General features: G+C 59.6%; 23 protein-coding genes. 8 read left to right on the forward strand and 15 right to left on the reverse strand.

Going from position 1 to position 23,731, the window contains the following annotated elements; genetic code table 11:
• Positions 1-198: 198 nt before the first annotated feature.
• Positions 199-1,812 carry an NAD(P)/FAD-dependent oxidoreductase gene (locus AWB69_RS28840; protein WP_062090247.1) on the forward strand — a complete coding sequence of 538 codons (1,614 nt, stop codon included), beginning with the start codon at positions 199-201 and terminating at the stop codon, positions 1,810-1,812.
• 122 nt (positions 1,813-1,934) lie between these two features.
• Here AWB69_RS28840 and AWB69_RS28845 read toward each other — a convergent pair whose 3' ends face one another.
• The 3 genes from AWB69_RS28845 to AWB69_RS28855 are packed head-to-tail and all read right to left on the reverse strand — an operon-like array spanning position 1,935 to position 5,649.
• Positions 1,935-3,476, reverse strand: coding sequence for a UxaA family hydrolase (locus AWB69_RS28845; RefSeq protein ID WP_062090248.1), 1,542 nt, complete (start codon positions 3,474-3,476; stop codon positions 1,935-1,937).
• Positions 3,477-3,488: 12 nt separating this feature from the next.
• Entirely contained in the window at positions 3,489-4,607 is a 1,119-nt protein-coding gene (locus AWB69_RS28850) for a mannitol dehydrogenase family protein (protein ID WP_062090249.1), read from the reverse strand.
• Positions 4,608-4,626: 19 nt separating this feature from the next.
• Positions 4,627-5,649 carry a zinc-binding alcohol dehydrogenase family protein gene (locus tag AWB69_RS28855; RefSeq protein WP_062090250.1) on the reverse strand — a complete coding sequence of 341 codons (1,023 nt, stop codon included), beginning with the start codon at positions 5,647-5,649 and terminating at the stop codon, positions 4,627-4,629.
• A gap of 171 nt (positions 5,650-5,820) precedes the next feature.
• On the opposite strand from AWB69_RS28855, the gene AWB69_RS28860 reads away from it, so the two are divergent.
• Complete coding sequence (locus AWB69_RS28860; RefSeq protein ID WP_062090251.1) at positions 5,821-6,528, forward strand: FadR/GntR family transcriptional regulator; 708 nt, start codon at positions 5,821-5,823, stop codon at positions 6,526-6,528.
• 73 nt (positions 6,529-6,601) lie between these two features.
• Here the strand turns inward: AWB69_RS28860 and AWB69_RS28865 are convergent, their stop codons facing one another.
• Entirely contained in the window at positions 6,602-6,922 is a 321-nt protein-coding gene (locus AWB69_RS28865) for a hypothetical protein (protein WP_031362147.1), read from the reverse strand.
• Between the two features lie 447 nt (positions 6,923-7,369).
• Here AWB69_RS28865 and AWB69_RS28870 point away from each other — a divergent pair, with 447 nt between their 5' ends.
• Positions 7,370-8,266 (forward strand): class I SAM-dependent methyltransferase, encoded by an 897-nt coding sequence (locus tag AWB69_RS28870; protein WP_082913638.1) that lies wholly within the window; start codon positions 7,370-7,372, stop codon positions 8,264-8,266.
• A 15-nt stretch (positions 8,267-8,281) separates the two neighbouring features.
• On the opposite strand, the gene AWB69_RS28875 is transcribed toward AWB69_RS28870, so the two are convergent.
• Together AWB69_RS28875 and AWB69_RS28880 are read right to left on the reverse strand one after the other, a co-directional pair.
• A complete protein-coding gene (locus AWB69_RS28875) occupies positions 8,282-8,836 on the reverse strand; it encodes a DUF1415 domain-containing protein (protein ID WP_062090252.1) in 555 nt (184 codons plus the stop codon).
• Positions 8,833-9,483, reverse strand: coding sequence for a TetR/AcrR family transcriptional regulator (locus tag AWB69_RS28880; protein WP_062090253.1), 651 nt, complete (start codon positions 9,481-9,483; stop codon positions 8,833-8,835). Before AWB69_RS28880 ends, AWB69_RS28875 begins: the two co-directional genes overlap by 4 nt.
• A gap of 130 nt (positions 9,484-9,613) precedes the next feature.
• On the opposite strand from AWB69_RS28880, the gene AWB69_RS28885 reads away from it, so the two are divergent.
• Together AWB69_RS28885 and AWB69_RS28890 are read left to right on the forward strand one after the other, a co-directional pair.
• Entirely contained in the window at positions 9,614-10,897 is a 1,284-nt protein-coding gene (locus tag AWB69_RS28885; protein WP_062090254.1) for an MFS transporter, read from the forward strand.
• Positions 10,898-11,039: 142 nt separating this feature from the next.
• Positions 11,040-11,636 (forward strand): nitroreductase family protein, encoded by a 597-nt coding sequence (locus tag AWB69_RS28890; protein WP_062090255.1) that lies wholly within the window; start codon positions 11,040-11,042, stop codon positions 11,634-11,636.
• A 73-nt stretch (positions 11,637-11,709) separates the two neighbouring features.
• Here the strand turns inward: AWB69_RS28890 and AWB69_RS28895 are convergent, their stop codons facing one another.
• Positions 11,710-13,188, reverse strand: a complete 1,479-nt coding sequence (locus AWB69_RS28895) for an MFS transporter (protein WP_062090308.1) — start codon at positions 13,186-13,188, stop codon at positions 11,710-11,712.
• Between the two features lie 198 nt (positions 13,189-13,386).
• Here AWB69_RS28895 and AWB69_RS28900 point away from each other — a divergent pair, with 198 nt between their 5' ends.
• Entirely contained in the window at positions 13,387-14,637 is a 1,251-nt protein-coding gene (locus AWB69_RS28900) for an Hsp70 family protein (protein ID WP_062090256.1), read from the forward strand.
• Between the two features lie 133 nt (positions 14,638-14,770).
• Here AWB69_RS28900 and AWB69_RS28905 read toward each other — a convergent pair whose 3' ends face one another.
• Entirely contained in the window at positions 14,771-14,974 is a 204-nt protein-coding gene (locus tag AWB69_RS28905) for a cold-shock protein (protein ID WP_035936159.1), read from the reverse strand.
• A gap of 422 nt (positions 14,975-15,396) precedes the next feature.
• Between AWB69_RS28905 and AWB69_RS28910 the strand changes: the two genes are divergently transcribed.
• Complete coding sequence (locus AWB69_RS28910) at positions 15,397-16,989, forward strand: APC family permease (protein ID WP_062090257.1); 1,593 nt, start codon at positions 15,397-15,399, stop codon at positions 16,987-16,989.
• Between the two features lie 105 nt (positions 16,990-17,094).
• On the opposite strand, the gene AWB69_RS28915 is transcribed toward AWB69_RS28910, so the two are convergent.
• From AWB69_RS28915 to AWB69_RS28945, 7 genes are all read right to left on the reverse strand, one after another.
• Entirely contained in the window at positions 17,095-17,880 is a 786-nt protein-coding gene (locus tag AWB69_RS28915; RefSeq protein WP_062090258.1) for a DODA-type extradiol aromatic ring-opening family dioxygenase, read from the reverse strand.
• 97 nt (positions 17,881-17,977) lie between these two features.
• Positions 17,978-18,559, reverse strand: a complete 582-nt coding sequence (locus tag AWB69_RS28920; RefSeq protein ID WP_231937277.1) for a UbiX family flavin prenyltransferase — start codon at positions 18,557-18,559, stop codon at positions 17,978-17,980.
• Positions 18,560-18,594: 35 nt separating this feature from the next.
• The gene (gene grxD, locus AWB69_RS28925) at positions 18,595-18,906 is read right to left on the reverse strand and encodes a Grx4 family monothiol glutaredoxin (RefSeq protein ID WP_062090260.1); all 312 of its coding nucleotides are present in this window, start codon (positions 18,904-18,906) and stop codon (positions 18,595-18,597) included.
• A 176-nt stretch (positions 18,907-19,082) separates the two neighbouring features.
• Positions 19,083-19,910, reverse strand: a complete 828-nt coding sequence (gene prmC, locus AWB69_RS28930) for a peptide chain release factor N(5)-glutamine methyltransferase (protein ID WP_062090261.1) — start codon at positions 19,908-19,910, stop codon at positions 19,083-19,085.
• Positions 19,907-20,989: a peptide chain release factor 1 gene (prfA, locus tag AWB69_RS28935; RefSeq protein ID WP_062090309.1), complete on the reverse strand. Its 1,083-nt coding sequence runs from the start codon at positions 20,987-20,989 to the stop codon at positions 19,907-19,909. The genes prmC and prfA overlap by 4 nt, the downstream gene beginning before the upstream one ends.
• A 99-nt stretch (positions 20,990-21,088) precedes the next feature.
• Complete coding sequence (hemA, locus tag AWB69_RS28940) at positions 21,089-22,402, reverse strand: glutamyl-tRNA reductase (RefSeq protein WP_062090262.1); 1,314 nt, start codon at positions 22,400-22,402, stop codon at positions 21,089-21,091.
• Positions 22,403-22,452: 50 nt separating this feature from the next.
• On the reverse strand, positions 22,453-23,202 hold the full coding sequence (locus AWB69_RS28945; protein ID WP_062090263.1) for a response regulator transcription factor: 750 nt from the start codon (positions 23,200-23,202) through the stop codon (positions 22,453-22,455).
• A 201-nt stretch (positions 23,203-23,403) separates the two neighbouring features.
• Here AWB69_RS28945 and AWB69_RS28950 point away from each other — a divergent pair, with 201 nt between their 5' ends.
• On the forward strand, positions 23,404-23,667 hold the full coding sequence (locus tag AWB69_RS28950) for a hypothetical protein (protein WP_062090264.1): 264 nt from the start codon (positions 23,404-23,406) through the stop codon (positions 23,665-23,667).
• Positions 23,668-23,731: the final 64 nt, after the last annotated feature.

Raw genomic sequence — 23,731 nt, forward strand, 5'->3', positions numbered from 1 at the left:
AGGCTCCTCATGCGCTGCCAAGCAACTCCGCAGCTATACAAAAACCCCACCCCTCAAAGGTGGGGTTTTTGCGTTTCAGGTTCCACAATTGAACCAACTCGCGCTGAACATCCCGCCATCACCGGCTTACGCTTTCTTCAACACGCTAAAATAGCGCTTTAGCCGGATGTCCTTACGGCTTTTGCAAAACAGGTCCCCATGCTACGTCTAAGCGAAATCAAGCTGCCGCTTGAGCATTCGGAAAGCGAACTCGAGTCGGCAATTCGCTCACGTCTCGCGCTTATTCATGTCCCTGCCGATGGCCTGATCCGCTATACGGTATTCCGGCGTGCGCACGATGCGCGCAAGCGCTCCGACATCAAGCTCACTTACATTGTCGATGTCGACGTGAAGGACGAAGTCACCGCGCTTCGTTATCTGAACGATCAGCCGCATTGCAGTGTGACGCCGGACATGGCGTACAAGTTCGTCGCGAAGGCGCCGGCACAAATGACATCGCCGAGACCCGTCGTGATCGGCATGGGACCGTGCGGCTTGTTCGCCGGTTTGATCCTGGCACAGATGGGTTTTCGTCCCATCATCCTGGAACGTGGCAAGGCTGTTCGCGAACGGACCAAGGACACCTGGGGTTTGTGGCGGAAAAACGTGCTGAACCCAGAGTCGAATGTGCAGTTTGGTGAGGGCGGTGCCGGGACGTTTTCGGACGGCAAGCTATACAGCCAGATCAAGGACCCGAAACACTATGGCCGAAAGGTGCTCGAAGAGTTCGTGCTTGCCGGTGCTCCCGAGGACATTCTGTATCTGAGCCGGCCGCATATCGGTACCTTTCGACTGGTGGGGATGGTCGAGAAAATGCGTGCGACGATTCATCAACTCGGCGGCGAAGTACGCTTCGAATCGCGCGTTGAAGATATCGAGATCGAAGGAGGCAAGGTTCGCGGCCTCACGCTTTCCAGCGGCGAAACGCTACCTTGCGAGCACGTCGTGTTGTCGGTGGGGCATAGCGCCCGGGATACGTTCGAGATGCTGCGCGATCGCGGCGTCTACATGGAAGCAAAACCCTTTTCGCTCGGGTTTCGGATCGAGCATCCGCAAGGACTGATTGATCGGAGCCGGTTTGGCAAATTCGCGGGACATAAACTGCTGGGCGCGGCCGATTATAAAGTCGTCCATCACTGCAGTAACGGTCGAGCTGTCTACAGCTTTTGCATGTGCCCGGGCGGAACGGTAGTGGCGGCAGCGTCTGAACCAGGACGGGTGGTCACGAACGGCATGAGTCAATATTCGCGCAACGAGCGTAATGCGAACGCCGGGATCGTGGTCGGAATTACGCCGGAGGATTTTCCCGGTGGCCCGCTCGCGGGTATCGCGTTTCAAAGACGTTGGGAAGAGCGGGCGTTCGAGCTGGGCGGGGGTGACTACTCCGCACCAGCGCAGTTGGTCGGTGATTTTATTGCGAGACGGGCATCGACATCGCTAGGGACAGTCGAACCGTCGTACAAACCCGGCGTGCGTATGACCGACCTGACCAGCGCATTGCCGGAGTATGTGGTCGAGGCGATTCGCGAGGCGTTGCCGCAGATCGACAAAAAGATCCCCGGGTTCGCCATGCACGACGCGGTGCTGACGGGCGTCGAGACGCGCACGTCATCGCCAATACGGGTTCGTCGAAAAGACGATTATCAAAGCGTCAATGTCGATGGGCTCTATCCTGCGGGCGAAGGTGCTGGATATGCCGGTGGTATTTATTCGGCCGCAATCGATGGGATAGAAGTGGCCGAGGCGCTAGCGTTGAAAATGATGGCGGGTTGAGGCGTCGCGTCGACTACGGTTGGTACGTTGATTCACCAGCGATCGTTAGGTCACGCCCAAATAGCCGAGGCGCTGCCGCTAAACACGACGGCCGCTTAGCGCCTCGCGCCAATCGAAGACCCTCAGGTAATCACACCTACCTGCCACGGTACGAACTCGTTCTGCCCGTAACCGTGCGCCTCGCTCTTCGATGCCACCCCCGACGCGCAATCCAGCATCATCTGGAAAATAGCTTCTCCCAACTGATCGATGGACGCCGTTCCGTCGACAACCCCGCCGCAGTTGATATCGATGTCTTCTTCCTGCCGCTCCCACAGCGCCGTGTTCGTAGCGAGCTTTAGCGACGGCGAGGGCGCACAGCCGTAAGCCGACCCACGTCCGGTCGTGAAGCAGATCAAATTCGCACCCGAAGCAACCTGGCCCGTTGCCGAGACGGGGTCGTAGCCAGGCGAATCCATGAACACAAAACCCTTCGCATTAATAGGTTGAGCGTATTCATAGACCTCCACGAGCTTCGTCGTACCGCCTTTCGCCACCGCGCCTAGCGATTTTTCGAGAATTGTCGTCAAGCCGCCGACCTTGTTTCCCGCCGATGGATTGTTGTCCATCGCCGCGCCGTTTCGCGCGCAATACTCCTCCCACCACTTGATGCGCGTAAGGAGTTTTTCGCCGACTTCCCGGCTTACTGCACGTCGCGTAAGCAGATGTTCCGCACCGTAGACCTCGGGCGTCTCCGACAGAATCGCTGTGCCGCCATGCTGTACGAGACGGTCGACGGCCGCGCCTAGCGCCGGATTCGCCGAGATCCCCGAATAACCGTCCGAGCCCCCGCACTGCAATCCGACCACCAGGTGCGACGCCGGCACGGGTTCGCGTTTGACGCGGTTGGCATCGGCGAGCAGCTCTTTCACCATTGCAACACCGCGTTCGATGGTCTTGCGCGTGCCGCCGCTGTCCTGGATCGTGAAGCTGCGCAGTTTCGCGCCGTTGTCGTTTAAGCCAGCCGATCCGAGGATGCCCGAGATCTGATTCGTCTCGCAGCCCAGGCCGATGAACAACACCGAATGGAAGTTTGGATGCACGGCGTAACCGGCGAGGGTGCGACGCAGGATAGCGATGCCATCACCAAGTGAGTCGATGCCACAACCCAGCCCATGCGTCAACGCGATCACGCCATCCACGTTCGGATAATCGGCGAGCGCTTCAGGACGAACATCGCGGCGAAAGTGATCTGCTATAGCCCGCGCCACCGTGGCCGAGCAATTCACACTCGTCAGGATACCGATGTAATTTCGCGTGGCCACGCGTCCATCCTCGCGACGAATACCCATGAATGTAGCGGGTTTATCGACGAAATGGGTTTCGCGCATGTCGACACCGAATTCATGCTCGCGCTCGAAATCGGCCATGCCCAGGTTGTGGACATGCACGTGCTGGCCGCGCGAGATGGCATCCAGCGCGACGCCGATAATCTGGTTGTAGCGCTTCACGGGCTCGCCTTTGGCGATGTCGCGTGTAGCGATCTTGTGGCCCGGCGGGATCAGTCCGCTCACCACGAGGGGTTCGGCTTCAGACGTAATGCGTGCGCCCGACACGAGCTGGCGCGTCGCGATCACGACATCGTCGTTGGGATGTAGGCGGATAACAGTGTGATCAGCAGGCATGGTAGGTATTCCTCAAGACAGCGCAGCTATAAGCCGTCGCTGTTCAATATTCAAACCGAGTTGATGCGCAAGCTCGACAGCCTGTTTGAAGCGGCGTTGTTTTTTCTCTGCGTGATTTCGCGCGATGTCGGAGAGCCGGTGATCCAGGAACGGATTCTCGAAGCGGTCGCGGACATCGACGAGATAGGCGCGTGCGACGTCGTGTTCGCCGAGGGCATCGAAGACGGGGAGCACTTCGTCGCGCCACGTCGATTCCAATGTCGTGCGCCAGGCTTCGTTGCGCATGGCGTCGCGGACGTTGGTGTCGGCGGGGGCACGATCCTGGAGCCAGAGTTCGGCGAGCATCGTATGGCCGAGGTTGAGCAGCAGAAGCTTGAGGCGCTCGTAGCGGGCCAGATCGTCGGTGAGGACGATGTCCTCGTGCTCGCACGGCAGGACCATGCCGGGTTGGCGCTCGATTGCCCACAACGCGTAGGGCTCGGCAATGGCGCCAACAGGATGAATTGGCTCGGAGACAATGCGGTCGACCAGCGAATTTACCCAAATGCAATCGTTCTGCAGATAGCGGATGAAAGCGTCGTCCGCTTGCCGCTGCTTTGCAATATCGATAACGATATCGCGCAATGTATCGCCGTTGCGCGATATCAGTTCGCAAGGGAGCAAGGTCACCGGTTCTGCGCCCGCGATAAACCGGTCGTGCAGCAAGACCGCGAGCTTGACCGGAAAACCTCGTGGGACGGAGTTCTCCTGAAGGTTTCGCACAATGTCTTCGTCAAAGGAAGCGTAGCCGGTGTCGCCGGTATTCGACACGATCGCCTTGACGTCGTGCCGCACGCGTTCGCGCAGCGTCGACCAGTCATCCGCGGCGTTCAGGGCTTCAGTGATCGCGTCGCATTGAACGGTGACGTCAATGGTCGCATTGCCCTGCCGGCCGCGAATTCGCACGGGGTACACGCTCGAAGCCCGCAACGTATCGATCCGCGCCCGGCTTGCCGCATTCGATGTGCTCTGCACGACGGTAATCCGTCCGAGCGCCTTCGATGGCTCACGTCGCGCAGCTTCCGCAACGAACAAATCGACGTGCGCTTGAAGAAAACGGCTCGTGCCGAACTGGAGAATCGGATTACTCATCGTTGTCTATATCGGCGTGTCAGCACTCGACCAGTGCTTTGATCACACCTGCCGACGGATCGAGCAGCTTGGAGAATTCGCTCGGCAAATCGCTTAACTTGAGCGTATGCGTGTTGAGCGCCGCCGTCGGAATGAGGCCTGCACGCATTGCGGAAAGCACGGTTTCGAAGTCGTCTGGCGTGGCGTTACGGCTGGCAAGCAGGGTAGTTTCGCGTTTGTGAAACTCGGGATCGGCGAACGAGATCCGGTCGCTAACAATCGATATCAACACGTATTTCCCGCCATGTGCGACGAATTCCAGGCCGCGTTCCATCGCTTTCACGTTGCCCGTGGCGTCGAAGACAATATCGAAAAACTCGTTGCCGGTGAGATCCGCAAGCTGTTTTGCGTCTGCGGCGGCGCCGGTCGTATCCAGGCGCACAATATGGTCGGCATTCAGCAGCGTCTCGCAGAATCGCAACCGATCCTCGCGGCCATCCAGTACGGTCACTTCCGCGCCGCGAAGCTTGGCGAAGATCAACGCCGCCATTCCGATCGGCCCGGCGCCAACCACCAGGGCCCGCTGCTTCGGCTGCACGTCGGCTCGGGCGACCGCGTGCGCCCCAATGGCCAGGAATTCGATCATCGCGGCCTGATCGAGCGTCACGCCATCGGCTTTGAACACAAATGCCTGCGGTACGGCGAGTTGCTCGACCAGGCCACCGTCGGTATGGACGCCCAGGACGCGAATGTTCATACAGCAATTAGGCTTTTTAGCCCGGCACGCGATACATTTCCCGCACGCAAGATAAGGCATCACGTAGACCTGATCACCCTTCGCGACGCGTGCGCCAGCGGGCGCCGATTCCACGATTCCCGACAACTCATGCCCCATCACCCGCGGATACGATAGATACGGCTGATTCCCCGTGTAGATATGCAGGTCCGTACCGCACACGCCGACACGCTTGATGCGGATCAAGACGTCGTCGACACCGGGCTCGGGCGATGGCCGGTCAATCAGGACGAGCGAGCCGGGTTGTTCGCAGATAACAGTTTTCATGGGGATAGGATGATTTTTTTGGCCTTACCAGAATGCATGTTAATTTCATAAAACGGAACTGGTCAAGCCAATTGGCTTCGGGTAGGGGTTTGGCCTGACCATCAGCAGCATCCTTGTTTAGAATTCAGCCTCTCCGCCAATGCGGCCAGCCTGTCCAGGAAAGGAGCTTTTGTGGCTGTCAAACCCATTGAGACGCGTCGTCTCTACCTCCAGATCGCCGATAAACTGCGCGCGCTGATCGAGGAGCAAGGCTTTGCGCCGAATGGCCGCTTGCCGTCCGAGCGCGAACTGGCGTTGATGCTGGGGGTGTCGCGGCCGTCGGTGAGAGAGGCGCTGGTCGCGCTGGAACTGGAAGGTCGTGTTGAAATCCGGATGGGGTCGGGCGTTTATATCTGTGCGCCGTCCGCCTCTGGTTCGGGCCCAAATCTGCCGCCGGGAACGGAGTTCGGCGAAAGTCTGCTTGAAATCATGACTGCGCGAATGGTGATCGAGGGCGCTATCGCGGCGAATGTGGCTGCGTTTGGCAAACCGAAGGCGCTCAAGGCGTTGCGCGAGATTTACGAAAACATGGCGCGGGAAGTGGCAAACGGACAGATTCCGCTGGCCGCGGACCGTGCGTTTCACTTAGCTATAGCGCAGATGTCGGGAAACGATGTGCTGGTGCGCACGGTAGCGGGACTTTTCGATGAACGGCATAGTCCGCTGTCGTCGAAATTGCGTGTGCACTTTGAGGGGGAGGAAACCTGGGCGGCTGCGTTAAGCGAGCACAAGGACATACTGGACGCGCTCGAAGCACGCGATGCCATTCAGGCCCAGGCTTCGATGCAGCGCCATTTGAAGGCGTCGTACGAGCGGCTGATGACGCGCCGCAAGCATTGACATACATCAGGCCAGTCCGTGATCAATCGGGACTGGCCGCCGAACAACGTACAACCAGTATGCAAGCAGCGGTTCAACCAGGATAAGCCTCGTCCACTTTCAGCCCGGCGAGCTTGAAGATTACGCGCAGCGTCTGCGGCGCGATCTCGCGCCGCGAGGCGAGGGTCGTCAGCACGAAATCCATCACTTTCGCGTACTTGAGCATGGTCAGGCACGTTTCCATGTCGGTGGTGCCGTCGCGCATGACTTCTGCGAGCCGTAGCATTTCGCCGGAAATTTCTCGGGCCATTTCGAGTTCAAGCTGCTGCTTTTCGCTCCACTCGGGCATTGACGTGAGCTTTGCAAGCATTTCCTGAAACTGCTGTTCGGCTTTACTGTCTCGGATTGGGTCCATCGCCGTCCTCATTTTGTGTTCGCGTGTTCCCCGCGGGAACGCGCCGTGTGCGTTAGGTGTTACGTAACAGGCTGTACGTCGACATTCACCGGTGCGTTTCACCGGCCGTTGCCTCAAGCGTTGCCGAGGTCATCGATTCGTCGCGCCTGCCTTGCTACCAGGGCGTCTTGCTATGAAAGTCGCGGCCTTGTGCCGCCGTAATATCCGTCCATCCCGTTGGTTGTCCCGTTCTAAATGCACGAAATGTTCCATCTGAAACCGAGGCTCCTCAGTACCGTGTCGAGGCGACTCGAAACCTTTGTCAGTTCCCGATGCTGCGTCATGCGGGAGCGTCTATGCGCTTTTGGGTAAACTTGCCGATTTACATCGATACAACCAGCGGTTAGCGCACACTTCGCGCCGAAATTCCGCGTGCCCCGCCTACAGAATCACTACGGTATCCAGACGATGGCCAAGAAGTCCCGGGCGCCGAACGCGCCAATTGCATCAACGGATTCGTCCGACAAAACGCCGGAAACATCGGCCAAGCACGACATTCGTCCCGGTCAGTCCCTCGAACTTTTGAAGGAGCTGCACATCTTGACGCGCGACGGCAAGATGAATCAAGACAGCCGTCGAAAGTTGAAACAGGTCTACCACCTGTTTCAGTTCATCGAACCCCTGCTTGCGGAAATTCATGCAAAAGAGGGTTCGGTGACGCTGGTCGATCATGGAGCGGGAAAGTCTTACCTTGGGTTCATTCTCTACGATCTCTACTTCAAGGCTCTGCGCGATCGGTCACATATCTTTGGCATTGAGACACGTTCGGAGCTGGTTGAAAAGTCGGAGGAATTGGCCGCACGGCTGGGATTCGAGGGTATGTCGTTCCTGAATCTATCGGTGGCCGAATCGATTACGTCAGACCGTTTGCCCGCGACCGTGGATGTCGTCACTGCACTGCATGCATGCAATACCGCGACCGACGACGCGATTCATTTCGCTTTGCAGAAGAAAGCGAAAACCATTGTGGTGGTGCCGTGTTGTCAGGCTGAGGTGGCCGCAGTTTTACGTAAGAACAAAGGCCATTCGCTCTCGAAGAACGTGCTGACGGAGATGTGGCGGCACCCGTTGCACACGCGCGAGTTCGGCAGCCAGATCACGAACGTGCTGCGCTGCATGCAACTGGAGTCGCATGGGTATCAGGTCAGCGTGACGGAACTCGTCGGCTGGGAGCACTCGATGAAAAACGAGTTGATCATCGCGCAGTTCAAGGATCTGCCGCGCGGAAAACCGGCCCAGCGCTTGTCCGACGTGCTTGAAACGCTCGGTCTGGAAGAGATGCGCGAGCGGTTTTTTACGACCTGATGTTATGGCTCGATTTCAAGAGCTGACGCCGGGGTCGCGTTTCATATGTTCGAGCCAGCCGGCGTGGCCGAGACGGCGCAGCGTGGCCATGTTGCGCTCGTAGATATCGGCGGCATCGGGGAACGCTTCGACCGCACGTTCAATGCTGGCCTCACGTAGCAAATGGAAGATCGGATAGGGTGCGCGGTTCGTGAAATTTTCGATGTCGTCGGGTTCGGCGTCATCGAATTGATAGTTCGGATGAAAGCTCGCGATCTGTAGTTCACCTTCCAGCCGAAGCTGTTTCAGGAGCGTATCGGCGAAATGGAGGGCGTCGTTGTAGTCGCTGAAACGGCCGAGCGCGTGCGGGACGATCAACAACGTGGTGTCGGTTTGTTCCGGATCCGTGTCCGCCAGTTGCTTCAGTTCGGTTTCAATATCGGCGAGCACATCTTCTAACGTGTGCGCCTCGCTGACGGCGTAGCGGATCTGGTCCTTCACATACACGGCTTTGGCAAACGGACACAGGTTCAGGCCGATAACGGCGCGTGTGAGCCAATGCCGCGTTGAATCGATAATTTCTTCGTTCACGGTTCGATCCTGTCTTCACCGCAGGCCGCCTTCACGAGCAGTGCGGCCGTGGCGGGCGCTGTACGCATCGGTCCGCAGCCCGGGCCGAAAGTCTGACTCGCGGTGTACACGCCCTCTACCAGCAACGCGAGGGAATCGGCCAGAAATTGAGGATCGGCCGCACCCGCCGCGGTCGATAACTCCAGCAACCGGGCAATCAGATACTGCTTGTTGTGCGCCACCGAGACCCGCGCCGGATGCTCCCGGTCTGCGAATTCGCAGGCCACGTTCACAAACGGACAACCGCGATAATCCGGATTCGATGCCCGCTCTACAAGGTCAGTAATGCTTTGCACGAGCGCCTTGGCCGGTTGACCCGGATGCTTCGCGATGCTGCCTTCAATCCGTTCCCGGAAGCGCGTGTCCATGCGCGTGAGGTACGCCACCACCAGGTCGTCTTTTGACGAAAACTGCCGGTACACGCTCATCTTGTTCACGCCGGCGCGTTCGACCACCGCGTCTACGCTGATCGCCCGGATGCCATCGCGATAAAAAAGATTCTCCGCGGCGTCGAGCAGTTGTTCCTGCGCGGTAGCGCCGTCCATGTGCCGGCGGACCGGTTTTTTATTGGCGGCGGAGCCTTCATTCGATACGCGTACCACGCTCATATCCTTTACTTTCGAGGGGATTCTTGACATGTTACCGGGCAGTCACTAAGCTCGCAACCTAAATGTGACCGGACGGTAACGTCCGTCTGAACGTTGGTCGAAAGATAACCAGAAGAAACCGGAGCGAAGGATGAATTGGGCAGCCAGACGGCTTTCGGGCCGCATGCATTACGCGTGGATATCGGTGGGAGTCGTGTTTCTTGTGTTGCTCGCGGCCGCCGGCACGCGTGCAACACCAAGCGTCATGATGTTGCCGCTTGAACAGCAGTTCGGCTGGAGCCGCGCGACGGTCTCGCTCGCGATCTCCATCAACCTGGCGCTGTATGGCCTGACCGGGCCATTCGCTGCCGCCGCGATGCAGCGTTTCGGCGTGCGCCCGACGGTGCTGGCGGCGCTGGGGACGCTGGCGACGGGCGTGGGGTTGTCGACGCTGATGACTGCTCCGTGGCAAATGATCCTGATATGGGGTGTGCTGGTGGGCGGGGCTACCGGCGTGGCTGCCATCACGCTGGCGGCGACCATCGTGAATCGTTGGTTCACGTCGCATCGCGGACTGGCGATGGGGATTCTCACCGCCAGTTCGGCCACTGGTCAGCTTGTGTTCCTGCCGATGCTCGCGGCGATCACCGAGCGCTTCGGCTGGCGTCCCATGGTGCTGGTCGTGGCTGCCGCCGCAGCGGTGGTGTTGCCCCTGGTGGCGTGGCTGCTGCCCGAGCGTCCCGCCGATCTCGTGCTCCGCCCGTTCGGCGAAGCCCCTGATGCGCCGCCGCCTGTTCTCGCCGCGCAGAAGAATCCGATCACGCTTGCCTTCGGCACGCTGGGGATGGCGAGCAAGACGCGCGATTTCTGGTTGCTGGCGGGCAGTTTTTTTATCTGCGGGGCGAGTACGAACGGGTATATCGGCACGCATCTGATCGCGATGTGCGCCGATCACGGCATGACCGAAGTGCAAGGCGCGGGGCTTCTGGCGGCAATGGGCATTTTCGATCTCGTCGGCACCACGCTGTCCGGTTGGCTGTCCGACCGGTTCAACGCCCGCGTGCTGCTGTTCTGGTATTACGGCTTGCGCGGGTTGTCGCTGATGTTCCTGCCGCACGCGTTTGGTATCGACTTCTACGGCTTGCCGGTCTTCGCCGTGTTCTACGGGCTGGATTGGGTGGCCACCGTACCGCCGACTGTCCGGCTCGCTACTGACGTCTACGGCAAGGAGTCGGCGCCTATCGTATTCGGCTGGGTCGTGGCGGCACATCAGTTCGGCGCGGCGTTCGCGGCGCTTGGCGGAGGCATGCTGCGCGCAAGTCTCGGCACCTACACCGTCGCGACGATGATTTCAGGCAGCCTGTGTATTGTCGCGGCCGTGATGGTCTTGCGGATCAACAAGGCGCCGCGTTCGATGCAGGTGGTGGCGACCTGAGAGCGGCTCTGCGGGCCAGCGTGCCTGTGGAACAGCGAATTTTCAATGCCGCAGCGCGGGTCTGCCAGCTTGGTTATTCTTATGGTCTCGCAGCGTGCGTGTTAGCGCATGCTGTCCGGACCAACCAACCAGGGACTGCCGCATGACTGAAAAAATCGCACCTACTGAAGTCGCAATCGATGCGCTGCTGGCCGGCCGCTGGAGCCCGCGGGCAATATCGAACCAGGCGGTGAGCCGCGAGCAATTGCATAGCGTGCTGGAGGCGGCACGTTGGGCGCCGTCTTCGTACAACATGCAGCCGTGGCGTTTCCTGACCTTCGACCGCAACCACGACGAAGCAGCTTTCCAGAAGGCTTTCGCCACACTGGTGCCGTTCAACCAAGGGTGGAACGCCAATGTGCCCGTGCTGATTTGCGTGCTGGCGAAGACCTTGACGCCCAAGGGCGATGTGAGCCGCACGGCTCAGTACGATGCGGGCGCAGCGGGTATGTCGCTGGTGCTTCAGGCACACGCGCTCGGCCTGGTGGCCCACCAAATGGCCGGTTTCGATACCAACGCGTTCCGCGAGGCGTTTTCGCCCCCGGACGACGTGGAAGTGATCGCGATGATTTCGCTGGGACATCACGGGGACCCCGCCTCGCTCGACGCAGCCCTGCTGGAGCGCGAAAACGCGCCGCGCGAGCGGGCGGCGATTGGTGAAATCGCATTCGATGGCGCTTGGGGCAAGGCGTTCAAATAAGCGGTCTTGAACGGCAGTAAATGCTGGAAAGCGCGGTGGTCGAATAGACGCCGCGCGATCGCACGAGAAACGCTTAGTCCTCCGCCGACGACAACGGCCGCGCCACGTCCTCCAGCGACTTGCGTTCCGCCGATACCCCCCAGACTCCTGCCACAACCGCCGCCAGCACCATCAGCGCAGAACCGATCAGATAGCCCGCAAACACGGCGCCGCGCTGATGCGTGTCAATGAGCCTGCCGAACAGCGCCGGCCCCACAATGCCGCCCAGCGCCGTCCCAAAGGCATAAAAAATCGCGATGGCCAGCGCCCGGATCTCGAGAGGAAACGTTTCGCTGACCGTGAGATACGCCGAACTTGCCGCCGACGATGCGAAGAAGAAGATCACCATCCAGGAAATAGTCTGTGTGGTGCTCGTGAGCCAACCCTGCTCGAACAGATACCCGCTGGCAGTCAGCAAAACCCCTGACATACCGTACGTAAAGGCGATCATCTTGCGCCGGCCGACGATATCGAAGAGTTTGCCGAGCATGATCGGCCCGAGGAAATTACCGGCCGCGAACGGCAACACATACCAGCCGATGTGATCCCCCGGCACACCGTAAAAATCCGTCAGCACCAGCGCGTAGGTGAAAAATATCGCGTTATAGAAAAATGCCTGGGCGGTCATCAGCGTCAATCCGACCAGCGAACGCCGCCGATGCACATGGAAGAGCGAGTGGAACACTTCACTGAGTTTCGTGTGATCGCGGGCGTGCAGACGCAGTGGTTTGACGGGATCCGTGGGCAATGTCACCCCATGTTCGCGAAACTTCCCCTCAATGCCCTCCACAATTGCCTTCGCCTCGTCCACACGGTCATGCGTGATCAGCCAGCGCGGACTTTCCGGGATCCATGTGCGCATGAAAAGGATCAGCAATCCCAGGATCGCGCCGATCAGAAAACACGCGCGCCAGCCGTAATCGGGGGGCAGCAAGCCCGGATCGAGCAGCACGATCGAACCCGCCGCGCCCAGCGCCGCGCCCACCCAGAACGTGCCGTTGATCGCCAGGTCCGTCCAGCCGCGCACGCGGGCGGGGGTGAACTCCTGGATCGTGGAATTGATCGCGGTGTATTCGCCGCCAATCCCCGCGCCGGTGAGAAAGCGAAACAACACAAAACTGGCGAGATTCCATGAAACGGCTGTCGCTGCCGTCGCCGCCACGTACAGGAACAGCGTGATGAAAAATAGCTTGCGACGCCCGAGCCGGTCCGTAAGCCAACCGAAACCCAATGCCCCGATCACCGCGCCCGCAATGTAGGCGCTGCCGGCGAGCCCGACATCGGCGTTCGAGAACTTCAGCACGTGGCTGGTTTTCAACGCGCTGGCAACTGCGCCGGCGAGTGTGACTTCAAGCCCGTCGAGCAGCCACGTGATCCCGAGCGCCAGCACGATCAGCGTATGAAAGCGGCCCCATGGCAGACGGTCGAGCCGTCCGGGCAGATCGGTTTCGATAATCCTTGCCGGCGCTTCCTTGTCTTCGCCAACGGCGGGAACAGTCGTGCTGTTGTTCATACATTTGGCCGGTAACGTGGGAATGACCGGCTGCACGCGCCTCCGGCAGAGAGCATTAATTACCGGGTTTTCGAGCAAAATCCGTTCCCCCGGCAATGTTTTTGATTGACGGTTGATGTACTGCGCGTTACGTGCTAAAAACGCGCTCCACTTTTTGTTTGCGACGTCGGCGGCGTTCACGCTGCCGTCGCTCACCTCATGACCTATTGCGCGATCGATTTCGGCACGTCGAATTCAGCGGTCGCATTGCCCGACGGGGCATCGATCCGGCTTGCGCCGGTCGAAGGCAGCGCCACCACGCTGCCGACCGCTGTCTTTTTCAACACGGACGAGGACGAGCAAGCCTACGGGCGGGCCGCGCTCGAGTCTTACATCGACGGCTTCGACGGCCGCCTGATGCGCTCCATGAAGAGCATTCTCGGCTCGCCGCTGGCTGAGACGAGCACAGACCTGGGCGACGGCTCCGCGATCCGCTACGTCGACGTCATCACGCTGTTCCTGCAGCATCTGAAGCAGAAGGCGCAGGCCGTTTCCAGCACGCCGATCACGCGGGCGGTGCTGGGCCGCCCGGTATTTTTTGTCGACGACGATCCGCGTGCGGATCAGCTCGCCCAGAACCAGCTTCAGGCCGCGGCGCAAGCCGTTGGCCTGACGGATATCCATTTCCAGTACGAGCCGATTGCCGCTGCTTTCGACTACGAAGCGCGCCTGACGAAGGAAGGGCTGGTGTTGGTGGCTGATATTGGGGGCGGTACGTCGGACTTCTCGCTGGTGCGGGTCGGACCGGCGCGCGCAAAGTTGTTGTCGCGAAAAGACGACGTGCTCGCGCATTACGGCGTCCATGTGGCCGGAACGGACTTCGACCGTCGCGTGGAGCTCGCGACGATCCTGCGTGAGCTGGGTTATCAGTCGATGGCGCCTGAAGGTCGCGAAGTGCCGAACCGCGTCTATTTCGACCTCGCCACCTGGCATCTGATCAATACCGTCTACGGGCCGAAACGCGTCAACGAACTGCAGTTGATGCGGCACCTCTACAGCGACTCGAAGCACCACGACCGCCTGATGCGTGTGGTCGGGCGCCGTCTCGGGCACGCGTTGGCGTCGCACGCGGAGGCCGCGAAGATCGAAGTGGCGGCGGGCGGTGAGACCACCATCGGGATGGAGGAGGTGGAAGAGGCGCTGCGTATCGGCTTCACCGAGCAGCAACTCATCGATGCAGGGCTGGAGGAGACGCGGCGGATCGTGGCGGCTGCGCGGGAAACGGTGCACCGCGCCGGCGTGGCGCCCCAGGACGTGGGCGCGATCTACTTCACGGGCGGATCGACCGGACTCGGTTTCCTGTCGCAATCGCTCTCTGACGCGTTCCCCGAGGCTGAGGCGGTCTTCGGCGACCGGCTGGCCAGCGTGGCGACCGGGCTCGGCATTTATGCGCGCCGGCTATTTGGCTGATCGGTATTACTTGCTATTACAGTCCGGACAATCATTTAAAGTAATTTCTCATTAATTACTGATAAACCCGTGACATAAAAGAAAAAACCCCGCGAGTGCGGGGTTTTGTCTGCTATTCAAGCGGCAATAAAACTTAGGCCGGCTTGATGTTTGCAGCTTGCTTGCCCTTCGGGCCGGTCTTCACTTCGAAGGTAACCTTCTGGTTTTCCTGAAGCGTCTTGAAGCCTTCCACACGAATTTCAGAGAAATGTGCGAACAGGTCTTCACCGCCGCCGTCCGGCGTGATGAATCCAAAGCCCTTTGCGTCATTGAACCACTTGACGGTACCGGTTTCCATGTTACTTGTTCCTAAAGATGTTGAATAAGGCCGAAGCCCGAATGTGCATGAAAATCAAGGAAGGGGCAATGGGACCAACCGGAGTACCGTGATGGGCGAACTACGAAAGACCAATTCACTCGCCACTTGAAATCCTGCAAGAAGGTTTATACGGCGAATCAAACCCAAGGTCAAATAATATCCGACCGTAAACAGGGGTTTTTGAGCCGGGTTCACGACATCGGAACGTCACATTACGAATCTTTCGGTAGATATTTTCCTATGCGCCGGATTCGTTCAAACCTCAGTCGTAACAGATAGAGCGTTAAGCGAGCACACCCGTTAAACTACGCGCCACGTTGGTGCGGGGCACGAATTTAGCTGAAGGTTCCGCATTAACCCCGCATAAGGTATTTGAAAGTTTTCTGACTGAAGGAGACGTAGTGAAAAGTTCTATTCAACGGAACATCGGGCCGGTTGCGCTGCTGCTGACCGGCCTGGGTTCCATCATCGGCTCGGGCTGGTTATTCGGTGCCTGGAAAGCAGCCAAGATTGCAGGACCTGCGGCTATCGTCGCATGGGTTATTGGCGCGGTGGTCATTCTTGCCATTGCACTGACTTATGCCGAACTGGGCGCAATGTTCCCGGAGTCTGGCGGAATGGTCCGGTATGCGCGTTATTCGCATGGGGCACTGGTTGGATTCGTCAGCGCATGGGCAAACTGGATTGCAATCGTTTCAGTGATTCCCATTGAGGCGGAAGCATCGATTCAATACATGAGTACCTGGCCATATCAATGGGCGCATGCACTTTTTGTCGATGGATCGCTTACACCGACCGGACTAGGTTTATCGGCATTATTGGTGATCGTATATTTCCTCCTGAATTACTGGGGGGTTAAATTATTCGCCCGCGCCAATTCCGCCATTACCGTATTCAAGTTCATTATTCCCGGTGCGACTATTCTCGGTCTTATGCTGACCGGTTTTCACAGCGAGAACTTTGGCACGAGTTCGAGTTTCGCACCTTATGGCTGGTCCGCAGTCCTGACTGCGGTTGCTACCAGCGGTATCGTATTCAGCTTTAATGGTTTTCAGAGCCCGGTGAATCTGGCTGGCGAAGCGCGTAATCCGTCGAAGAGTATTCCATTCGCGGTGATCGGCTCGATCCTGATGGCACTTGTAATCTATGTGTTGCTGCAGGTGGCGTATATCGGTGCGGTCAGTCCCGGCGACGTGCTGAAAGGCTGGAGCCACTTCAACTTCGCATCGCCATTCGCGGAACTTGCACTGGCGCTTAACCTGAACTGGCTCGCGTTCCTCCTTTACGTCGATGCGTTTGTCAGCCCGAGTGGTACCGGCACGACCTACATGGCGACGACCTCGCGCATGATCTATGCGATGGAGCGTAACAACACGCTGCCGAAGATCCTGGGCCACGTCCATCCGCTCTACGGCGTGCCGCGCCCGGCGATGTTCTTCAACCTTGGCGTCGCGTTCGTCTTCATGTTCTTCTTCCGCGGCTGGAGTTCGCTGGCGGCGGTGATTTCGGTCGCCACCGTGATCTCGTACCTGACTGGCCCCGTGAGCCTGATGGCGTTGCGCCGCGCGGCGACAGACCTGCATCGGCCGTTGATGATCAAAGGCATGTCGATCATCGCGCCGTTCGCGTTCGTGTGCGCCTCCGAGGTGTTGTATTGGGCAAAGTGGCCGCTGACCGGCGAAATCATCCTGCTGATGGTGGTCGCGTTGCCGGTGTATTTCTACTATCAGTCCAAGACCGGTTTTCACGAGTGGAGCGATGATCTGAGGGCGGCGTGGTGGCTGATCGCGTATTTGCCGGCGATGGCCGTTGTTTCGCTCATCGGCAGCACGGAATTCGGCGGACGCGGATTATTGCCCTACGGCTGGGATATGGCGTTGGTGGCCATCATGTCGCTGGGATTTTATTATTGGGGCGTGCAAACCGGGTATCGGTCCCAATATCTCGAAGAACGCGAAAGCCACGACGATATCCTCGCCGAGGTCGGTGCGTGATAGCTGGCTCATAAAACATCGCTATCTCAATTAAAAAAACCCGCTTGAGCAATCAAGCGGGTTTTTTATTTCGATTCGTGGCAAATCGCCGCATTTTGTGGGGATTTAGGCGTCGCTGAAAATGTAATTTGTCATGGCCAACGTTTTCTGAAATGTGCCGAGCGACTGAATGCCGAGTTCGAAATCATCGTCGGCTGCCCCTAGTGCACCGAAAATAGGCAGCAAATGTTCATCGGTCGGATGCATCAGCACCGCGTGGGGCGCCTGTTTCCGGTAGTCGAGCAACGCTTCAATGTCCCGTTTCTCCAGCCGGTCCTCGAACCAATCGGTGAATTCGGTCACGCGCGGATCGGCGTCTTCCGGCCGCGCGCTGAAATCCGCCGTCCGCAGGTTGTGCGTGATCTGTCCCGATCCCACGATCATTACGCCGTCGTCCCTCAGCGCCCGCAGTGCGCGGCCCACTCGGTAGTGGTGAGCCGGATCGAGACGCGGTTGTATGGATAACTGCGCGACCGGAATTCCCGCGTCCGGGTACATCAGCAACAGCGGCACCCATGCGCCGTGATCGAGACCGTGCTCAGTAATGGCCGCTGGAATGCCCGCTTGCGTCAGCAGCGTCGCGGCTTGCTTGCCAAGACCCGGCGCACCCGGCGCGCGATACTGGATCTCGTAAAGGGCAGGCGGAAATCCGTAGAAATCATGGACAGTCTCCGGCTGCTCGGCAACGCTCGCTACCGGCTGCGACGTGCCCCAATGTGCGGAAAGCATGAGTATCGAATGCGGGCGCTCGAAGTGCGTTGCGAACGAGGCGAACTCGACGGAAGGCATCGACGGGTCAATCGGCAGCGTCGGCGCACCGTGGGATATGAAAACGGTCGGAAGGCGGGTCATGGCAGCAAATCTCGAAAAGAGGCGTTACCACGACTATAAAGACTCGCGATGCGTTGATAAACAGCCGGCGAGGCAATGAATTGTGTCGCCGGTGTTGTTAATTATCCGCGTCTTTCAGTCCTGGCCAGGCTGCCGCGATCGGGCTTCCGAGCGCGAACATGTCGATCACGCGGTCGACTGTCTGATCGACCATTTCATCGATAGAAGCCGGACGATGGTAGAACGCCGGCAACGGCGGGAAAATGACGCCGCCCATTTCGGTGACCGAGGTCATATTGCGAAGATGCGCGAGGTTGAACGGCGTTTCGCGCACCATCAACACCAAGCGGCGCCGCTCTTTCAGTACGACATCGGCGGCGCGTGTGATCAGGTTGTCCGATAGACCGAGCGCGATGCTCGCCAGCGTTTTCATCGAACAAGGCGCGACGATCATGCCGTCGGTAGCGAACGATCCCGATGCGATGCTCGCCCCGACATCGCGGACGTTGTGCACCACGTCCGCGAGCGCGTGGACGGTGGTTTTATCGAAATCCAGTTCGTGCTGGATGTTCAGCCAGCCGGCAGCGGAAATGAGCAAATGCGTTTCTACGCTGCCGATGCGGCGCAGCTTTTCCAGTAACCGGACGCCGTAGACCGAACCCGTTGCACCCGTGATGGCGACAATCAGCCGTCGCGGCACGGGCGCTGCAGGCGAAGAACGTGCGACGGACAATCTCAGGCGGCTGCGAACAATTGTTGCAGCTCACCGGATTCGTACATTTCCATCATGATGTCCGAGCCGCCGATGAACTCGCCGTTCACGTAAAGCTGCGGAATGGTCGGCCAGTTGGAGAATTCCTTGATGCCCTGGCGGACGCCGTCGTCTTCGAGGACATTGACTGTCTTGATATCGGTCACGCCGCAAGCCTTCAGGACCTGGATGGCGCGGCCGGAGAAACCGCACATGGGGAACTGCGCGGTGCCCTTCATGAACAGCACGACGGGTGCTCCTTCGACGATTTGCTTGATGCGTTCTTGCGTATCCATGGTCTTTCCTGCGAGGCGTTGTAATGCGGGTTGATTTTGGGTCGAGCGGTGAGGCATGCGCTACTTCAAGCGAAATTTCACGCGCTAACAAGCTGAAATGATAGCGGATTTCAATCTGGGCGGCTGAAAGCGGTTGGGACGTCTTGTGGCCCGTTTGCAGTCGCTTGACACGTGCATCAGGCCGTAAAAAATCCTCCGCTGACACGTTCGATACCAGCCAGGTCGCGCTCCGATCGTACGTCGGAAAAACCGCGTGCCGTCAGCTGTGCGCGTACGTCTGCGGCCTGATCGTAGCCATGTTCGAGCCAGAGCGAGCCGCCAGTCGCCAGGAAAAACGGCGCGGTCTGGATGATTGTGCGGATCGCGGCGAGCCCGTCGGCTTCATCGGTGAGTGCTGTGCGCGGTTCGAAGCGCAGATCGCCTTCGGACAGATGCGGATCGTTTTGCGCGATGTACGGCGGATTGCTCACGATCACGTCGAAGCGCAGCGCGGGTTCGAGTGCATCCGTCCAGTTGCTTTCCAGCAGGGTGATCTTGCGCTCAGGGCTGAGCAACCGTGACGCATTGCGGGCGGCTACAGCCAGCGCTTCAGCTGATCGGTCGACTGCCCAGACCTGGGCATCGTCGCGAGCAAAAGCAATTCCCACCGCGATCGCACCGCTGCCCGTGCCGAGATCGAGTACACGCGGCGCTTCGATCCCTGCCATCTGCTCAAGCGCAATTTCTACCAGCAGTTCCGTTTCCGGCCGCGGAATCAGCACATCCGGGGTGACCTCGAACTCAAGCCCGAAAAATTCCCGCGTTCCCACGAGTTGAGCAATCGGTTCGCCTGCCGCGCGTCGTTGTGCCAACGCTTCGAAGCGCACGACGCTTTCCTCGGCCAGTTCTTCGTCATCGCGCGTGATCAATTCGGTCCGCCGCCAGCCGAGCACGTGTTCGAGCAGGATCCGCGTTTCGAGCGCAGGTAGCGCAGACGCACGCAACAACCCGGCAACCGTCGTCATTCCGAATCGCCCAGCGCCGCCAGCAACTCGGCCTGATGTTCGCTGACGAGCGCGGCGACGAGTTCGTCAATATCGCCATCCATGATCGCGTCGAGCTTGTAGAGGGTCAGGTTGATCCGGTGATCGGTCATCCGCCCCTGCGGAAAGTTATACGTGCGAATCCGTTCCGAGCGATCACCCGAGCCGATCAGGCTCTTGCGCGTGGCCGCTTCCTTCGCGTGCTGCTCCTGATTCTGCTTGTCCATGATCCGCGCGGCGAGCACCTTCAGTGCGCGATCCTTGTTCTTGTGCTGCGAGCGGTCGTCCTGGCATTCCACGACAATTCCCGTCGGCAGATGCGTCACGCGCACAGCCGAATCGGTCTTGTTGATGTGCTGGCCGCCCGCGCCGGATGCGCGAAAGGTATCGATACGCAAGTCAGCCGGATTGATTACCACTTCGCCAATTTCATCGGCTTCGGGCATCACCGCGACCGTGCAGGCCGACGTGTGGATGCGCCCTTGCGTTTCGGTCGCCGGCACCCGCTGCACCCGATGCCCGCCCGATTCGAACTTCAGTTTCGAGTACACGTTCAGGCCCGCGATCCGTACGATCACTTCTTTGTAACCGCCGAGATCGGAGACGCTTTCCGACATCATCTCGACCGTCCAGCGATTGCGCTCGGCGTATCGAAGATACATGCGCAGCAAGTCGCCGGCGAACAGTGCAGATTCGTCGCCGCCCGTGCCCGCACGGATTTCGATGAAGATATTGCGGTCATCGTTGGGGTCTTTCGGCAGCAGCATGGCTTGCAGATCACGCTCGATAGCCGCCATCCGCTCGCGCGCCTCGCCAATTTCCTCTTCGGCGAAATCGCGCATGGACGGGTCGGAGAGCAATTCCATGGCGGTGGTTTCGTCGTTCGACGCTTGCCGCCACAACGCGTATTGCTCCACGACCGGCCCGATTTCGGCGTTTTCCCGCGTGATCTTCCGATACTGGTCCATATCGGCGGTCACATCTTCGCGGCTCATCAGGTCATTGAGTTCGGCCAGCCGGGTAGTGAGCTGGTCGAGCTTGTTTTGCATGCTCGTTTTCATGGAAGGCTGGAGCAAAGCTCCGGAGAAGACTGCGATCAGGAACGCGACCGCAAAGATGTTCACATGCGGCGCAACTGCAGAAGAGACGAAAGAGGGGCGCTAAGTTTCCGACGGATCGGACGGTTCGTTCGATCCGGACGGATGGCCGTGCTTGTAAAGCCCGCCCATCAGGTCGATGAGCTGGTCGCGATTCTCGTGGCTGGCACGGCTGAGCGCGTGCGTGGGACCGTGGATCAGCTTGTTGGTCAGCGACTGCGACAGCGCTTCGAGCACCGCCGCCGGGTCGTCGCCACGCGCGAGCATCTTGCGGGCGCGTTCGACTTCCGCGCGGCGCAGTGCGTCGGCTTGCGTGTGCATGTGGCGGATCACCGGCACGATGCTGCGTGCGTCGAGCCATTGCATGAAATTCTGCACACGGGTGTCGATAATCGATTCCGCCTGCGCCACCGCCGCTTGCCGGGACGCGCTGCCCTCGCGAACAATCGCGCCGAGGTCGTCGACGGTATAGAGGAATACGTCTTGCAGCTTGCCCACTTCGGGTTCGATGTCGCGTGGCACGGCGAGATCGACCATGAAAATAGGCCGGTGGCGGCGTGCCTTGACGGCTCGTTCGACCGCGCCAAGCCCGATGATCGGCAACGTGGATGCCGTGCACGACACGATGATGTCGAACTCGTGCATGCGCGCGGGCAATTCGGAGAGGGGAATGGTACGGCCGTTGAAGCGTTCGGCGAGCTTTTCGCCGCGTTCGGCGGTGCGGTTCGCGACCACAAGTTCGCGCGGCTTTTGCGCGGCAAAGTGCGTCGCGCAGAGCTCGATCATTTCACCTGCGCCAATGAACAGCACGCGCTGGCCCGAAATGTTTTCGAAGATGCGCTGAGCGAGACGCACGGCCGCCGCGGCCATGGAAACCGATTGCGCCCCAATTTCAGTGGTCGTGCGCACTTCCTTCGCCACGGCGAAGGTGCGCTGGAACAACTGGTTCAGATACGTGCCGAGCGCGCCGGCTTCCGACGCCGTGCGCACCGCGTCCTTCATCTGGCCGACAATCTGCGTCTCGCCGAGCACCATGGAGTCAAGCCCCGAGGCGACACGAAACGCATGCCGCACCGCTTCAGATTGCGGCAGCGCGTAGACGTGCGGCGCGAGTTCGGACACCGGCAGGTTGTGATACTTGGACAGCCAGTGGATGGCGGCGTCGCGCGCGGCTTTGTCGTCGGTGGCGCAATACAGCTCGGTGCGGTTGCACGTGGACAGGATCGCAGCCTCCGGCGCTGCTTTCCCCAGCGGCCCCAGCCACAGGTCTTTCAGCGCGCCGAGCGCCGGTTTGATCTGTTCGAGCGGAAACGCCACGCGTTCGCGCAAGGCGACAGGCGCAGTGTGGTGGTTGATTCCGATCGCGAGGAGCTGCATGTTATGGGCCTGATCCGATGGCCTTGGATACCTTGGAATTTAGCCCGATATTATAGCCTTTCACGAATTTCTTCAGTCCCAGCCTGGAAACCTACGCCAGACAAGCCGCCTGGAACGCCTTCCGCTTCAATCCGGTCCAGCTGGTAACCGTAGCCGTAGAGCGGCGTCAGCCGGTAACCGTTGTCCGGGCGGAGGTTCAACTTCGTGCGCAGACGGGACGCGTGGGTATCCAGCGTCCGCGACGCCATGTCGCTCCCGCGCGGCCACACCACTTCCATGATGTGCGCCCGTGACACGGCGCGCGACTGGTTCGTGAAGAGCAGCCGTGCGAAGCGGAATTCCTTCGGCGTGAGCAGGACGTGCTGATCCGCGAAACTCACGCTTAATTCCGAAACATTGAACCGATATTCGCCGAAGTGCTCGGCAACGGGCGTGCGAACCGCGCTTCGGCGCGCCAGCACTTCCACGCGAGCGGCCAGTTCGGTGCAGCGGACGGGCTTGGCGACGCAATCGTTCGCGCCGGCTTTCAGGCAGGCAACCATGTCCGACTCGTTCTGGCTTGCCGCGATCAACACAATGGGAAGCTGTGGCGCCAGCTGGCGCACGCGTTCGATGATTTCCGCGCCGATCATGTCGCGCGTTTCATTGGCCGCGATCAGCAGGTCGAATGTGTCGTGCCTCATTCGATCCAGCAACACGGGTGCCGTGGGGAAGAAGTGGCAAAAATGGCCGTCCAGGACTAGCGTCCGGCGGATGAGTGCGGCGTGCTGGACGTCCGCGTCAATAATGGCGATTCGCATGATTTCCGACGTCGCCGCGTGCGCTGAGGGCCGGCCGGACGGCGCGGCACATGCTTGCCATCGCCATTCCAGCCCCCTAAACTCAGTCGCTACGCTGCAAACGCCATCCAGACCTTCTAGGTTTACAGAACCGAAAATGCTAGTTCACCGATCCGATTCAACCCATAGGTTTAGTCTTAATTCCATTGGAATGCGCTGCTAATGGGGTGGCCTGGGATCGTATTTCTCGGTTTGGTGGTCGGGCTGGCCGCCGGATGGCTGCATCCGCTGCGGCGGTCGGTCTCAAGACCATTCGGCCGGATATGGGCGGCCGGACTCGCGGGCGTGGTGGCGGCGATGGTCGCGAAAATGCTCGGCAATATCACCGGCGCATTCCACGACGGCGATTCTCTCGAATGGCTCGTGTGCGTGCTGTTCGCGCTGGTCACCGTGACCGTTACGGTAGGTCTGGCGGCGCGTAGCTGATCTCCCGTTGACCGCTGGTGATCCTGTGGTTCGACGTAACAGAAGGTTCGACGTAACAAAATTC

Source organism: Caballeronia udeis, assembly GCF_001544555.2.
Lineage (GTDB): Bacteria > Pseudomonadota > Gammaproteobacteria > Burkholderiales > Burkholderiaceae > Caballeronia > Caballeronia udeis.